Consider the following 14,766-nt stretch of genomic DNA (forward strand, 5'->3'; position numbering starts at 1 on the left):
TTGAATTAGCGGAGCTCAGAATTAATACAGCCCATATTGGTTTCTCTATTCCTCTTTATGTCCATAATAACAGTCCACAAGAAACAATAAATATTGGTATTACTTTAATTAACGATTCATTTTGTACCTTCTCACATCTCTTCGCAGATTTGTTTCAATGCTTTATAATGACTGTTGATTGTATATTCAATATCTATATCAGAATGTGCAGTAGAAATAAAAAGAGCTTCATATGGACTAGGAGCTACTAGAATTCCATGATTCAGCAAAACTGCATAATAGGATTTGAATAATTTAATATTTGATGAATTAACGGTTTCAAAATCTAACACTTCACAGTCAGAAAAATATGGGCACATCATAGATCCTACTCGGTTCACTTTCAGTGGCATCCCGGTTTTCTCAGCATTTTGCAAAAAACCTTGCTCCAGCATAGATGCTTTTCTTTCCAGATCTTCATATACACCTGGCTGTGTTAAAAGTTTCAAAGTAGTATAACCTGCTGCCATAGCAAGGGGATTTCCGGAAAGTGTTCCTGCTTGATATACAGGTCCAACAGGTGCAACATATTCCATGATTTCACGTCTGCCACCATAAGCGCCAACCGGAAGTCCACCGCCAATAACTTTGCCTAGACAGGTAATATCCGGTGTTATTCCATACAAACCTTGAGCTCCCTGTAATCCTACCCGGAAGCCAGTCATTACCTCATCAAAAATAAGCAAGCTTCCAAATTTATGTGTTACCTCACGCAGTCCTTTTAAGAATTCCGGTCTAGAGGGGACAACTCCCATATTTCCTGCAACGGGCTCGACAATAATTGCCGCAATGTCATCTCCATGTTCTTCAAATATGCGAAAAACATCATCTAAATTATTGTATGACAAAGAAAATGTATGATTTTCTGCATTTTGAGTAATTTTTGAATTATTCTGTATTCCTAACGTAAGGACGCCTGAACCAGAATTAACTAGCAATTCGTCTGCATGTCCATGATATCCTCCGTCGAATTTTACAATTAAATTTCTTTTGGTAAACCCTTTGGCTAGTCGTAAAGCACTCATCGTAGCTTCTGTACCTGAATTCACCATACGAACCATTTCGATAGATGGGATATTCTCACATATGATCTTGGCCATTTTAACTTCAATCTCTGTTGTTAAACCAAAACTTGTTCCTTGCAATGCTGCGCTGTGTATCGCTTCAAGGACAGTAGTGTGAGCATGGCCCAAAATCAACGGCCCCCACGATCCAATATAATCGATAAACTCATTCCCATCGAGATCCATTACACGAGATCCATATCCTTTTTCCAGCACGACAGGTGTTAGTCCAACATTTGAGAACGCTCGTACAGGGCTATTAACTCCACCTGGAATATGAGTAAGTGCCTCTTCATATATTTGTTTTGACTTCTGGTCATTTCTGCCTTGCATCGATATCATACTTATTCAACCTCTCTTCTAATGAACTTGAATAACTGGACCTACTCCATGATAAGCTCGAATGGTCTCAGGAAATAGCTTTAACTTCATCAACAACTTTGACATAAGAAAGAGATAAATCCGTCGGCCCTTTAACTGGTAGACCTACTACCAAATGACCTAAGATATAATGAATATGCTTTTCTGCAATGACTTCTCCCGGTAATAAGATCGGAATTCCAGGGGGATACACATAAATCGATTCTGCAATAATTCGTCCACAAGATTCACTGAATGGCACAAGTTCGGTATCACTATAGAAAGCTTCACGTGGGCTTAATGAAAGCAATGGTACATCAGGAATATCTACATTTAATTCGGAATATGAGAGCCACTACTTCGAATTGAGGCAAGCTCTTCCAATGCTTCTATCAGAGAATCAACCGTTTCAAATGAATCACCAACGGTTATCAGACACAAAATATTATACATATCACTTAGTTCAACCTCTATTTTGTAATGATCACGCAGCCAATTTTCCACAGCATAACCGGTCATTCCAAGTTCGCCTACATGAATACTCAATTTTGTAGGATCAAAATCGAAAAGAGCATCTGTTCCAACGATCTCTCTTCCAAATGAAGAAAGGCCTTGTAATTTATTAATACGCTCCCTAGCATAGTCTGCTAGCTGTATTGTTTTTCCCACTATTTCGTGGCCATTTGTGGCAACATACTTTCGGGCAATATCCAATGAAGCAAGTAATATATATGATGTCGATGTTGTGGTCAACATACTGAACATGGCCTGTACTTTTTTGAGATCAACAAGTCCCTCTCTGATATGAAGAAGTGAACTTTGCGTTAGAGAACCGCCAAGCTTATGCATACTGGTAGCAGCCATATCGGCCCCCGCTTGCATAGCAGATAATGGAAGTTTGTCATGGAAATTCAACAATGCTCCATGTGCCTCATCTACAAGTACTGGAATGTTATGCTGGTGGGCAAGATTTACAATTGATCTCAAATCAGTACAGACTCCAAAATACGTTGGATTGATTATAAGTACAGCTTTAGCATCCCTGTGTTTTTCTAAAGCTTTCCTGACCGAACCAACGGAGACACCATGATCAATTCCCAATTTAATATCTCTTTCAGGAACAACAAAAACAGGTTTCGCACCTGAAAAAATAATCGCCGACAATATGGACTTGTGTAGGTTGCGAGGAACAATGATTTTATCGCCTGGTCCACAAACCGACATAATCATGGTCATAATCGCACAACTGGTGCCTTGAACGGAGAACATGGTATAGTCCCCACCAAATGCTTGGGCCGCGAGACGTTGTGCCTTATCAATAACACCAGTAGGTTGATGTAAATCATCCAAAGGAGCAATATTAATAAGGTCAATGGACAATACGTTTGCTCCCAGAAAATTTCTGAATTCGGGTTCCATCCCTTCTCCTGCCTTATGACCTGGTATATGAAAAGGAATAGGATTTTGTTGAGCATGTTCAATCAGTGCGGTAAACAAAGGTGTTTGATGCTGATTCATGAAAATATATGTTCCTTTCTAAATTAAAGTTCTAACCAAATCGTCCTTGGAAATAACGCATGAACTCCACCAGGTGTTCACATTGCTTATAGGATACTGCGTTGTAGATCGATGCTCTCATATGTCCGGCATCCCGGTGTCCTTTAAGGCCAACAAATCCATTATTATTTGCCTCATCAAGGAATAGCCCTTCCAGTTGCTTATTCCCTATTCCGAATGTAACATTCATCATGGATCTGCTATAAATATCGGCCAGTCCATTATAAAATCCATCACTCTGGTCTATAGTGTCATAAAGAAGTGCGGCCTTCATGCGATTCTGCTCTTCTATAGAGACGACACCCCCGTTATCCTTAATCCATTTAAGAACAAGCCTTACGATATAAACAGCAAATACGGGAGGTGTGTGATAAAGAGATACACTGTTTGCATGTACTCGATAATTCATAATATCCGGTATTTGTTCAGGGATTTGCGAGAGCATATCACGCTTTACAATAACAACCGTAACTCCAGAGGGACCTATATTTTTCTGAGCTCCTGCATATATAAGAGAGAATTTAGAAATATCAATTTTCCGAGAAAGAATATCACTAGACATATCCGCAATTAGTGGAACTTGCCCCGTGTCAGGGAATCCACTATATTGCGTGCCAGCTACAGTCTCATTTGAAGTCAAGTGAATATAAGCAGAATTAGGAGATAAATGTACATTATCCAAATCAGGCATCTTAGTGAAATTACATGATTCCGAACTTCCCGCTATAACCACTTTGCCTACTTTACGAGCTTCTGAAATGGCTTTTCCTGACCAGGTGCCACTATAAATGTAATTGCTCACACTACCTTTGATAAGAAAGTTTATTGGTACCATAGCAAATTGAGTACTTGCCCCTCCCTGCAAAAACAATACTTCATATTCGGAGGGGATATTTAAAAGATCTCTTAACAACTGCATGGATTCTTCATTTATATCTTCATATAGCTTACTTCGATGTGAAATTTCCAGAATGGATAAGCCGCTGCCTTGCAAATCTAGTAACTCGGTTTGAAGTTGAGACATTACATCGCTAGGCAAGGCAGCTGGACCAGCGTTAAAATTCAGCACATTGCGTTCCATTTCATCCCTCTATTCAATTAATATCCTTACATATACAGAAGGGATGCCTAAGCACCCCTTTTCCAAAGCCTTATTCATCACTCTTGATGGTTACATACTTGCGAAAAGAACTGAAGAGATGATATGACAAGCCCGGTCTATTTCTTCCTGGGTCACATACAAATTTGGCATGATACGAATAACGTTGAGTCCACCTGGCACTACAAGCAATCCGTACTGATGCAATTGCTCTATAATCTCTGAAACTGATTCGTTAAATTCAATACCAATTAACAATCCCATACCACGAATAGCCTTTACCCTATGATCGTTTTCAAGCAAAGCAGACAGCTTAATTATGAGATATTTCCCCATCTTCTCGGCATGCTCAAAGAGTCTTTCTTCCATTAATACTTCTAAAGTAGCAATGCCAGCCGAAGTGGCTAATGGTGATCCTCCAAATGTCGAAGCAGGGCTTCCGGCAGAGAAAGCATTACCGAGTGAACTTTTCCCAATCATTGCTCCAATAGGAAAGCCACTAGCCAATCCTTTAGCTAGCGTTACGATATCAGGTTCAATACCGTAATGTTCGTATGCAAATAATTTTCCGGTTCGACCCATTCCTGTTTGTACCTCGTCAACAATTAAGAGTATTCCTCTTTTTTTGCATAAATCAGCAAGTTGAGTAACAAATTTAGGATCGGCTGGATAACCCCCACCTTCACCTTGTACAAGTTCCAGCATGACGGCGGCTGTTCGATCCGTCATTTTTTCTTCTACTGACGTAATGTCATTATAATTAGCATATAAAAAGCCCTCTGGTAATGGAAAAAAACCATCCTTAACTTTATCTTGACCTGTTGCTGTTAATGTCGCTGTTAATGTCGCCAATGTACGGCCATGAAATGATTTTTCGAATGTGATGATTTCGTATTTTCCATTTTTCAAAATCTTTTGATGATGACGTCTTACGCATTTAATAGCCGCTTCATTTGCTTCGGCCCCACTATTACAAAAGAAAACGAGATCAGCAAAGCTATGATCAACAAGCAAACGTGCCAATTCTTCCTTGATTAGAAGTATGAAACAGATTAGAAACATGCAATAAACGCTCTAGTTGTTCCTGAACACGTTGCTTTACCTTATTGGGTACATGCCCCAAGTTGCATACAGCCAATCCAGACATAAAGTCTAAATATTCATTCCCTTCATTATCCCATAATCTGCTTCCCTCTCCTTTCACTAAAGTGATGGGGAATTTCGCATAATTTTGAAATAAGGCGCTATGTTGTTCTATGTCCAAATTTATCACTCCATAAAATACTCATTGGTTTTAAATAATACAATTAGAAAGCGGTCAACATCGTCATCTGTATCAAGATATAGAAACTCGAATGGGCGACTGACCATAAACCTAGATGTCTACAAATAGAAAAGTATATTCTCATTATTTATTGATTAAGATTGGAATTGTTTGCGAATTTCTATCTGATCCATGTACTCCTTTCTATATCAATCTATTCATCATAATTCCCTTTCTCGTTCCAGTAATATTCATCAGGTAAATAGCGCTGTCCAAACACTCTGGTCCCTACGCGAATAATCGTGGCACCTTCTTCAATAGCTACCTTAAAATCCCCAGACATTCCCATTGAAAGAATGTCCATCTCTACACGTGGAATATTTTTTTCCTTGATTTGTGTCTGAATAGACTTTAATAATTTAAAACAGTGGCGAGTCTCATCGTTTGTAGCACTTAACTTCCCAATTGTCATCAAACCCTTTATATTTAATGTTTCGAAATGAGACAATTGCTCAACTAACTCTAGTGCTGATTCAGGCGAGACACCAAATTTGCTTTCTTCATATGAAGTATTGACTTGCATCAATATATCCATGGTTTTATTCTCTTTGAGAAGTTGATTGTGCAATGCCTGTCCTAACTTCAAACGATCTACAGAATGAATCATGGTTACATATTTAACAACGTCCTTAACTTTATTCGTTTGGAGGTGTCCAATAAAATGCCATTCGACTTGATTATATTGTTCCATAAGCGGAAATTTCCCGCGCAACTCTTGCGCTTTATTCTCACCAAACAAGATTTCTCCTGCTTGCATTGCTAATTCAAGCTTTTCAATCGGCACCGTTTTAGTGGCCAATAATAATTTCACTTCGTCGATGTTGCGGCCAGATGCTTGGCATGCAGCTCTCATTTGCTCTTTGACGCTTCGAAGATTTTCTTTAACAAAATGATTCATTATTTTCCCACTCCTTGTTCTCTGTATTCCGTGTTTTTGTTCTCATCTATTTTGGGAATAATAACTCCCCACACCAGCCCAGTTCATTTAACGAAAATGACAACCTACCGCGATACTTCCGTTTTTATAATTTTCGTTTGATAAGTAAGTGATAATTCGCAATCGTTGTACAAGCAAATAACCCTATGCTAGTATAGCAATAGGTGGATTGGTTATATATATCCAAAACACTGCAATTCTAACAATCCAAAAACATTAATAATTCACATGAATTTTATTAAGGATGGGATACGAGTTCATGAAAATAGATCGTACCGATAAAAGACCAATATGGCAGCAATTACTTGATCAGGCTATAAATCATATTGTAAGCGGTGTTTGGAAGCCTGGCCAACTCCTTCCACCTTCTCGGGAACTTGCCAAACAGCTAGAAATTTCTCGTTCAACCGTACAAATTGTGTATGAAGAGCTAGTTACTCGTGGGTATACGGTGACCTCTCGACGTGGGGGAACACACGTGAATGATTGGAGGCACTTTACTGGAAAGCCAATAAAGGAGAAAATTTCACCTTCCCCCCCTAAGCTCCCTGATCTGCCTCATTTTGTTGATCAGTCACAACATTGGTTCAGAAGCAAAGATCACCTAAATTCAGTTATAGATTTTAGTCCCTATCAACCTTATTTGGATTCGCACTTTCAAAATTTGTGGCGTAAGTCTTATTTGAAGGCCTCTTCCAATTTAAGTGCATCCAGTTGGTCTTACGGGGATTCTTATGGATTTGAGCCTTTACGCGAACAAATCCAGCGCCATTTATCACTTGAACGTGGCATTCACGTTCAAACAAACCAAATTTTATTAACATCTGGAGCACAGCAAAGCATTGATCTCATTGCCCAAGCGCTTTTGACCGAAGGAGATACGGTGTCCGTGGAGGATCCTGGTTATCCCATAGCATGGATGACAATGAAGTATCGGCATATGAGGGTTGCTCCAGTTCCTGTTGATGAATACGGTCTTGTAGTGGAAAGCATAGCACCTGAAGCCAAACTAATTTTTGTAACCCCTGCTCATCAATGTGCTGTTGGCGTAATGCTGTCGGCATCGCGCAGACAGCAGCTTCTGCATAAGGCAGCGAAACAGCGAGCTTGGATTATTGAAGATGATTATGACAGTGAGTTTCGTTACCGCGGGGAACCTGTGCCGACTTTATATAGTCAGCTACCACAAAACTGTCTTTACTTAATGAGTTTCTCAAAATTAACTGCACCGGGCATTCGAATATCAGCAATTATTGGGCCTACAAAAGCGATTGAACAATTGGCTCGCGTCCAAGCATTCACCTATCGTCATCTTCCAATCATGGAGCAAGTAACACTATCGCACTTCATTGAACACGGATATTTTATGCGCCATATGCGACGAGTTAGAAATGTCTATCGTCGTCGACACGAGATACTGCAAAAGTCAATTGTTGCAAGTGGTCTTCGCGAGAAATTTACATTACAAGGAATTGAAACTGGTCTCCATGTATTACTGGAGGCTAATGAGTGTTTCGAGGAGAGTATGATGACCCATCGTGCATTTCTGAAAGGAGTTCATGTACATCAACTTCATTCTTACTGCTTGGAGAGCAAACGTAAAGGATGGGTATTAGGTTTTGCAAAGGTAGACGAGGAATTAATTGAGGAAGGAATATACCGACTTGCAGAAACAGTCTTATGAAAATACGTAAGATTCATTATCACGACCATGTCGTGATGAATAGCGATAGTTCCATCTATATATTAAACATTGATAATCTACTTTTAATGTTTGACAGATTTTAAAAAGTCAACAATATATAGGTTTACCCAGAGTGGATATCACGTTCCTCGTTTATACTAAATAACTCTAGGGTTTTTATTACAATCATGGAATTAACATTCTGGAGTAGATCCAATATCCAAAAGTTCAAGAATTAAGGTCGCATGTGAGAGCAGCGACCTTTTGAACAATCCACTATCAATTTTACAGCAAATCTTATGGTTTCACACGAATCACAATACAAATCAAACAGGTGACCAGCTCTAGCCAACATTTAAGCTGATTGACTAAAACCATAGCCAATTACTCATGCGCGAATCTACGTTTACAAAAAAACTCATCTATCTTGCTCCACTCTACCTATCTCCTGAGCTATTTCTTCAAATATTCAGAAGTAAATTTATCCAGGAAGGAAAATAATTGATTATTCATTGAAGTGTAATCATTTTTCCTTAATTCATCAGCTTGCTGTACAAAACGTTTGTTTTTATCTCGAATCAACTCTTCTTCTGAATGTGCAATCAAAAGCTCAATCAACTCCGGATTGAACTCCATGTGACATTGAAACCCATACACAAATTCTTGGTACCTTACAATTTGTCTTGGACAACCTTCGCTGTATGCCACCACTTGGCTTCCTTCTGATAATCCAGGCATATCATTATGCCAATGACCTACAACACTGGTATTATCGAAATGAGAAAAAAGTTCTATCTTCTTCCCTTCATCCGTAAATGTTATCGGAAAACAACCAACTTCTTTTTCTGGACTATGCTCATATCTTGCCCCAAGAGCTTCCCCAATGAGTTGAGCTCCCAAACAAACTCCTAATACAGCCTTGTTTGATTCCACGCACCTTTTAATCAGCGCCACTTCTGAGGCCGAATCAAAGTGTGGGCACATTTTTACGGTTGTACTTGGAGATTGAGGTCCACCCAATACAATTAATAAATCAATTTGCTCGATCGATTGAGGAAGCTGTTCACCATTATAAACCCTTGAATATCCAACGCTATGTTTATTTGCTTCGGCCCATGTAAGAAAAGCACCCGGCCCTTCGAAAACTTCATGAACAAGAAAATGAATATGCATACAAAAAACTCCTTTTTTGTAATTGATTTTCTATACTTTGATTCATCTAAATCATGAACCTTATTCTATAGAACTATCTTTAAATTTCTTAAAATTATAACAGTTATTTAGCCAATAGAAACTTCCATACTATTATTTTTTGAACAATCCATTTCATATCCCATCTCATTATTTTTTCGGAACCTAACACAAATCAGATATGATCTTAATACCTATTTGAAGTGGATTGGAACGCTCTAGCCTACGCCTATCAATTCTAGAAATTTTGCTAAAATAACATTGTCCATGTTAGTATATTTTCTAATGGACTGTTAATGATACACAATGATATATATTTTACACAGTCCATACTTCATTACTTGAAGGGATCCGAGGTGAAACCGATGTTGAAAGTAAATCGAGATGATAAACAACCAATTTGGCAGCAATTACTTGATCAAATGATTCATAATATTACAACGGGGAAGTGGCCTCCTGGAGAACTACTGCTTCCTTCTCGTGAACTGGCCCAATTAGTTGGGGTTTCGCGTTCAACGATTCAGATAGTTTATGAGGAGTTATTCAGTCGCGGTTACACAGTAACATCTCGCCGAAACGGTACAAGAGTAAGTAATTGGGCATGTGGGTCTCTTTTACCAGAAGAAGCATCCTTCCGAGAACCAATAAGTCCTGAATTGCCAAAATTAAATATAAATGCACGCTATTTACACAACTGGATCAGAGGAGAGAACAATCAAAAGGTAGTGATCGACTTCAACCCTCATGAGCCATATTTGGATGATCAGTTTCAAAAAAATTGGAGGCAATCTTTTCTAAAAGCCTCTTCAGTAACAGAATTGCAGGATTGGGCATATGGTGATGCTTATGGACTTGTATCATTACGCGAACAAATTCAACATTATTTGTCAGTTGAAAGGGGCATCCAAGTAGATCTCGATCAAATCCTTTTAACTTCAGGCGCACAACATACTCTCGATTTGATTGCCCAAGGCCTTCTAAAAGAAGGGGATACTGTATCGGTAGAAGACCCCGGATTCCCTGCTTCTTGGTTGGCAATGAACTATCGACGGATGAAAGTTGTTCCAGTTCCTGTAGATGATTACGGGCTGCAAGTTGATCGTGTTGACCCTCAATCCAAACTTGTTTTTGTAACACCAGGACATCAATGTGCAGTTGGGGTCATCATGTCAGAACCTCGAAGACAGCAGTTATTACAAATGGCCGCACAACATTCATTCTGGATTGTTGAGGACGATTATGACAGCGAATTTCGCTATCGTGGTGACCCCCTCCCATCGTTATACAACCAGCAACCTCAAAATACATTGTATATGATAAGCTTTTCAAAAATGGTCGCCCCCGGTATTCGCACATCAGCAATTATCGGTTCTAAAGATGCCATTTGTCAGCTTGCACACATACATGAATTGATCTATCGCCATCTTCCCATTATGGAACAGTTAACACTTGCTCATTTTATTGAGCATGGCCATTTCATGCGTCATATGAGGAGGGTGCGAAATGTATATCGGCGTAGACACGCAGCCATGACGAAAGCTATCCTCGCGGCAGATTTAAACAAGCATTTCCGATTAAGCGGCGTAGAAACAGGCTTGCACATGCTTCTCGAAGCTGAATCTTCATCAGATGAAGGAACAATAACAAATAAGGCACTTGAAAAGGGGGTGCGCATTTACCCTCTTAGCACATATTGTTTGGAGAGTAATCGAAAAGGATGGGTACTGGGCTTCGCTAATGTAAGTGAAGCAGCCATTAAGGAAGGCATTGATCGACTATCTGATATTTTAATTTAGGTGGATTCGCAATCAACCAACATTACCTGAATAATCGCCAAAACCGCTGATCTTCACTAACGGTGACGACACCATCAACTAGATGGAAGTACACAGACAAGGCTATATCTTGGGTAAACAATACCTTTCACAAAGATAAGATTAATTAGAATAACGCTGGCAGTCACCTTCGGTTCTACGGATGCCTGTTACCCATCTGCAGAATTTTGACACACCATCGATATAGCTGCAGCTCATCTTCGACTGGACAGATCATATAATTGTTTACAAGTCGACCCTTGATATACTTCCATCCCGCCTGTAGTATATAAACGTTTACTCAAATAGCAAGGAGAGCTAATACGTGCTTGAAGAGGACATTAGAATAACGAAAAGTAGAGAAGCTATTGTACAAGCAATGGATACTTTACTCGAACAAAAGCCTTTCCGAAAAATTACCGTTAATGATATTTGCAAGACGGCTATTATAGGACGTACCACGTTCTATGCTCATTTTGAGGACAAATATAAGCTTATCTCTTATATTTTGCATCAAGAGCAGAAAGGGCTGGAAGATATAATACTGAACTCGCCACCAGAGGAAGTAATACTACATGTTCTCCTTGATATTCGCGACAATAAAAAGCTGTACTATAATCTCTTTGTGGCAGAAATGTCAGATGAATTACAGCGACTGCTTCAAGGGACATTTAGCAGCTTCTTTACCAATATACTCAATGTCTGCAAGACGGAGGGTGTACAGTTGGCCTGTGAGACCCTGCCGCCTTTAGTAGCTTATTATACAACTGGTGTTGTCGGTATTATAATGTGGTGGACTGAGACGGATTTTCCATGCCTGCCGAAGAAGTCACCTTATGCCTGTCAAATCTATTAGGATACCTATGGGAATAGAACGCCATGCCCTATATTCTCCATTTTATCTTATGCGTGATTAAACTAACAATAATCAAAGTAAACTAAAATATCCGCTAACGAACATTGTGGAGCAAAGTGTTCGTTAGCGGATATTTTGATTATAACTGTGTCTTACTATAAGCCCCTTATTAAGGTTAAAATTTAATAAATACTGAATGAGCTATTTCAATGGCAGTAATAACAACTTGATTTGTCTAATATTACTTACTTTAGAACAACAATTAATAAATGAAATTAGGAGGAATCGAGCATGATTAATTACAGAAGACCAACGCTGGAAGAATTGAAAGAGGTAGCACGATTGAATGCCGTGTCATTTGCAGATTATCCATTATGCAGTGAGATCAGGAGTGAATTTACAGATGAGGATAGCTTTGTTGATTTTATGACAGAAATCTTTCAGGTTTACATCGGAGCATATTATAAGAAAAGTGTCGTTTTTGTGGGCGAAGTAGAAAATCAGATAAAAAGTTTTGCTATTTTAGATCGCCCTTATAGTAAGGGTATCGGTTTATTTGACTATTTCCGTGCTGGTGCATTCAAATTATTTAGAACAGTCAGCATCACCAAAGTGTTTAAATTTTTAAAGATTCTCAATGAAGGTCATGAACCCAGTAAGGATCTTAAAAAACGTTCCTGGTTCTTAGAATCCCTGGCAGTTGACAACTCATGCAGGGGTCAGCAATTGGGAAGTAAAATGCTTAAGGACTGTGTCATCCCCTACATTAAAGAACAAAGTAAAGGGAGCAAGTCAGAATCGTTTGTTACTTTTACGAATAATGATATCAATAGAAAATTCTATACTAAGAATGGATTTACCGAGTTTGATTTTACAACAATTGAACGGAATGGAAAAACAATTGGCAACTGGAGTTTCAAGATGTCTGTATCCCCAACATAATATCTCGAATTTCTGATAATATTACCTTTTATATATCGTCTTTTTTCTTTGCTATCAGTACGATATATCCATTCCCGGATTCATGGTGAGAGGCACGAAAGTCTTTAGATAAACGAAATCAGAACCGATGAGAAAAGAAACACGGTCACCACTTCATATAGCGAACATAAAAAGGCCAGCCAGAGTTTTCTGGTTGGCCGAATAATACAAACAAAATGATGCTAAATCTTCTGTCAGAGAAACAATCTTGTCTGCATCCTGATAAGCTTTATTCACTGCTAGAGGGAAGGACTTGGGTTTATAAGCAATGATACTACACCTTGACTAATATTTAGATCCGCGACTTCACAATTCTGTTCTTCCCTAATTTGGGCTCGCTTCGCATTTATCTCAACATCTGCAATCAAAGGAGCAAAGCCTTGCTCTTTTGCATAGAGATACATCATTATATATGTTCCCACATCCCTTGGATGCGTACGGTCGCTGCCTATAATAGTTGCTTTTGAATCATCTTTTTGGAGTTCCTAATTGATTTTAGTTATAGGAGATGTAAAATCAACAAAATGGTATCCCTCGATTTTAGCTATTTGCTTAAGTTTTTTAGCTGCAATCAGCATTCTTTGAAGTTTCCCAGGTATTGGTGCTACATCAACACTTACGGTCTCATCATATGGAGATGATGCAAAGAGAGTAATATCTTGGATATCTTTTGACTTAACAGCTTCAATTAGAGATTTCATATCTTCGATATATTGGTCAACCTCGTATTCCTCATCGTTTAAATCATTCATTCTAAACATAATGATCGCTTTATTTGCATTAACAAAAGATGTTTCCCAATCCAGCCTTATTAATCCTCCCTAGAGCGGTATCTCCAGGTACTCCCATATTAATCATTTGTAGGTACTGACGATACAATGCCAGACAGCTTTTTGTTTCGTTAGTGTATGTCAAACTTCTGTAGATGAAAAGGCCTTAATTATAACAATAACTCCGGTTTCTATTGATATTTGATATTGAACATGATCTAGGTTTGTCTCAAGAGCATCAAAATATAATAATTGCATCAATTTTTCAATATCCCAGACCACTTCAGTACGGAAACGTTACCAAGTATGCGGTTTATCGGAAACTGAAAAAATCCCTTCATAGCCTAGAAGATCTGAGTAAACCAGATCTAACTAGGAGTTTGGAGGGACATTTCTGGATAATTCTAAATAACCAACAAATGAGTTAGCAATTATTTCAATTCCCGAAAGAACCGACAGATAACCGTATTATCCGAAGGCGCCGGGATTGCATTCGAACAGCGGCTATCCCTGTTCTGCTTCCCGATGGCGTAAAATTGATCAGTAGCTCGCCCATCGACACCGCGTCAAACATTCATCTGCAATTTCTTTCCTTATTATTAGATCAGGCAGAGCTTCGTTCAAGCGAGGTCAGGTTCATTAGGATTGCAGATGTTTTCTATTTTATGTCACCGTTCACACGCTCACTTCAATTTTCCAACCGCTTATTTCGGTTTTGAGCCAACTTTTTAACACACCATCCTTTTTTCACAAAGTAACAGCTTTGCCTCAGAATTTCGAAATAACATAGGTCTATTCTTTAAGTAGATGTCTCATTGACATTTACCCGCATACATTTACACTGCCCATACTGTGGCCAAACAACGCATAAGGTTGTTCTTCAAGGTTGCTTATGATAATACGGTGTATATCTTCAAGCGCTTCCTCAACACTTCCGTAAAACGGTTCACCAATCCTGCTGCCTCTTCCCGCAAGCTCAATCGGGAAAAGCTCAATCCTATCATGCAAGTATTGTTCCCAATATTTATATACTGCTGCAGAACCTCCTGCATACGGCAGACAAAACAATTTAATCTTATCCATTATATCT

The 14,766-nt window shown here is 38.9% G+C and carries 10 protein-coding genes and 2 pseudogenes; 4 read left to right on the forward strand and 8 right to left on the reverse strand.

From position 1 onward, the window contains the following. Nucleotides 1–131: 131 nt before the first annotated feature. From hemL to NLX78_RS22275, 5 genes and pseudogenes are all read right to left on the reverse strand, one after another. Nucleotides 132–1,445, reverse strand: coding sequence for a glutamate-1-semialdehyde 2,1-aminomutase (hemL, locus tag NLX78_RS22255; protein WP_254351523.1), 1,314 nt, complete (start codon nucleotides 1,443–1,445; stop codon nucleotides 132–134). Between the two features lie 67 nt (nucleotides 1,446–1,512). Continuing rightward, nucleotides 1,513–2,981, reverse strand: a pseudogene (locus tag NLX78_RS22260) (aminotransferase class I/II-fold pyridoxal phosphate-dependent enzyme). Nucleotides 2,982–3,012: 31 nt separating this feature from the next. Next, the gene (gene serC, locus NLX78_RS22265) at nucleotides 3,013–4,101 is read right to left on the reverse strand and encodes a 3-phosphoserine/phosphohydroxythreonine transaminase (protein ID WP_254351524.1); all 1,089 of its coding nucleotides are present in this window, start codon (nucleotides 4,099–4,101) and stop codon (nucleotides 3,013–3,015) included. Between the two features lie 90 nt (nucleotides 4,102–4,191). Next, nucleotides 4,192–5,383: pseudogene (locus tag NLX78_RS22270) on the reverse strand (acetylornithine transaminase). 214 nt (nucleotides 5,384–5,597) lie between these two features. Beyond that, the gene (locus NLX78_RS22275; protein WP_254351525.1) at nucleotides 5,598–6,341 is read right to left on the reverse strand and encodes a YggS family pyridoxal phosphate-dependent enzyme; all 744 of its coding nucleotides are present in this window, start codon (nucleotides 6,339–6,341) and stop codon (nucleotides 5,598–5,600) included. Nucleotides 6,342–6,639: 298 nt separating this feature from the next. On the opposite strand from NLX78_RS22275, the gene pdxR (NLX78_RS22280) reads away from it, so the two are divergent. Beyond that, on the forward strand, nucleotides 6,640–8,064 hold the full coding sequence (gene pdxR, locus NLX78_RS22280) for a MocR-like pyridoxine biosynthesis transcription factor PdxR (RefSeq protein ID WP_254351526.1): 1,425 nt from the start codon (nucleotides 6,640–6,642) through the stop codon (nucleotides 8,062–8,064). A gap of 453 nt (nucleotides 8,065–8,517) precedes the next feature. Here pdxR (NLX78_RS22280) and NLX78_RS22285 read toward each other — a convergent pair whose 3' ends face one another. Continuing rightward, entirely contained in the window at nucleotides 8,518–9,237 is a 720-nt protein-coding gene (locus NLX78_RS22285) for a glutamine amidotransferase-related protein (RefSeq protein ID WP_254351527.1), read from the reverse strand. A 383-nt stretch (nucleotides 9,238–9,620) separates the two neighbouring features. On the opposite strand from NLX78_RS22285, the gene pdxR (NLX78_RS22290) reads away from it, so the two are divergent. The 3 genes from pdxR (NLX78_RS22290) to NLX78_RS22300 all read left to right on the forward strand — a co-directional run bounded on the left by pdxR (NLX78_RS22290) (nucleotide 9,621) and on the right by NLX78_RS22300 (nucleotide 12,867). Beyond that, nucleotides 9,621–11,051, forward strand: coding sequence for a MocR-like pyridoxine biosynthesis transcription factor PdxR (gene pdxR, locus NLX78_RS22290; RefSeq protein WP_254351528.1), 1,431 nt, complete (start codon nucleotides 9,621–9,623; stop codon nucleotides 11,049–11,051). 343 nt (nucleotides 11,052–11,394) lie between these two features. Further along, complete coding sequence (locus NLX78_RS22295) at nucleotides 11,395–11,925, forward strand: TetR/AcrR family transcriptional regulator C-terminal domain-containing protein (protein ID WP_254351529.1); 531 nt, start codon at nucleotides 11,395–11,397, stop codon at nucleotides 11,923–11,925. A gap of 291 nt (nucleotides 11,926–12,216) precedes the next feature. Continuing rightward, nucleotides 12,217–12,867 (forward strand): GNAT family N-acetyltransferase, encoded by a 651-nt coding sequence (locus NLX78_RS22300; RefSeq protein WP_254351530.1) that lies wholly within the window; start codon nucleotides 12,217–12,219, stop codon nucleotides 12,865–12,867. A gap of 524 nt (nucleotides 12,868–13,391) precedes the next feature. Here NLX78_RS22300 and NLX78_RS22305 read toward each other — a convergent pair. Both NLX78_RS22305 and NLX78_RS22310 read right to left on the reverse strand, forming a co-directional pair. Beyond that, on the reverse strand, nucleotides 13,392–13,658 hold the full coding sequence (locus tag NLX78_RS22305; RefSeq protein ID WP_254351531.1) for an SGNH/GDSL hydrolase family protein: 267 nt from the start codon (nucleotides 13,656–13,658) through the stop codon (nucleotides 13,392–13,394). An 840-nt stretch (nucleotides 13,659–14,498) separates the two neighbouring features. After that, nucleotides 14,499–14,759 carry a thioesterase II family protein gene (locus tag NLX78_RS22310; protein WP_254351532.1) on the reverse strand — a complete coding sequence of 87 codons (261 nt, stop codon included), beginning with the start codon at nucleotides 14,757–14,759 and terminating at the stop codon, nucleotides 14,499–14,501. Nucleotides 14,760–14,766: the final 7 nt, after the last annotated feature.

This window comes from Paenibacillus sp. Lou8.1 (assembly GCF_024213565.1).
Lineage (GTDB): Bacteria > Bacillota > Bacilli > Paenibacillales > Paenibacillaceae > Paenibacillus > Paenibacillus polymyxa_B.

Coding starts and splice junctions, on each gene's coding strand:
- NLX78_RS22305 (WP_254351531.1), bottom strand. CDS start 13,658: ATGAATGATTTAAACGATGAGGAATACGAGGTTGACCAATATATCGAA.
- NLX78_RS22310 (WP_254351532.1), bottom strand. CDS start 14,759: ATGGATAAGATTAAATTGTTTTGTCTGCCGTATGCAGGAGGTTCTGCA.
- serC (WP_254351524.1), bottom strand. CDS start 4,101: ATGGAACGCAATGTGCTGAATTTTAACGCTGGTCCAGCTGCCTTGCCT.
- NLX78_RS22275 (WP_254351525.1), bottom strand. CDS start 6,341: ATGAATCATTTTGTTAAAGAAAATCTTCGAAGCGTCAAAGAGCAAATG.
- hemL (WP_254351523.1), bottom strand. CDS start 1,445: ATGATATCGATGCAAGGCAGAAATGACCAGAAGTCAAAACAAATATAT.
- NLX78_RS22300 (WP_254351530.1), top strand. CDS start 12,217: ATGATTAATTACAGAAGACCAACGCTGGAAGAATTGAAAGAGGTAGCA.
- pdxR (WP_254351526.1), top strand. CDS start 6,640: ATGAAAATAGATCGTACCGATAAAAGACCAATATGGCAGCAATTACTT.
- pdxR (WP_254351528.1), top strand. CDS start 9,621: ATGTTGAAAGTAAATCGAGATGATAAACAACCAATTTGGCAGCAATTA.
- NLX78_RS22285 (WP_254351527.1), bottom strand. CDS start 9,237: ATGCATATTCATTTTCTTGTTCATGAAGTTTTCGAAGGGCCGGGTGCT.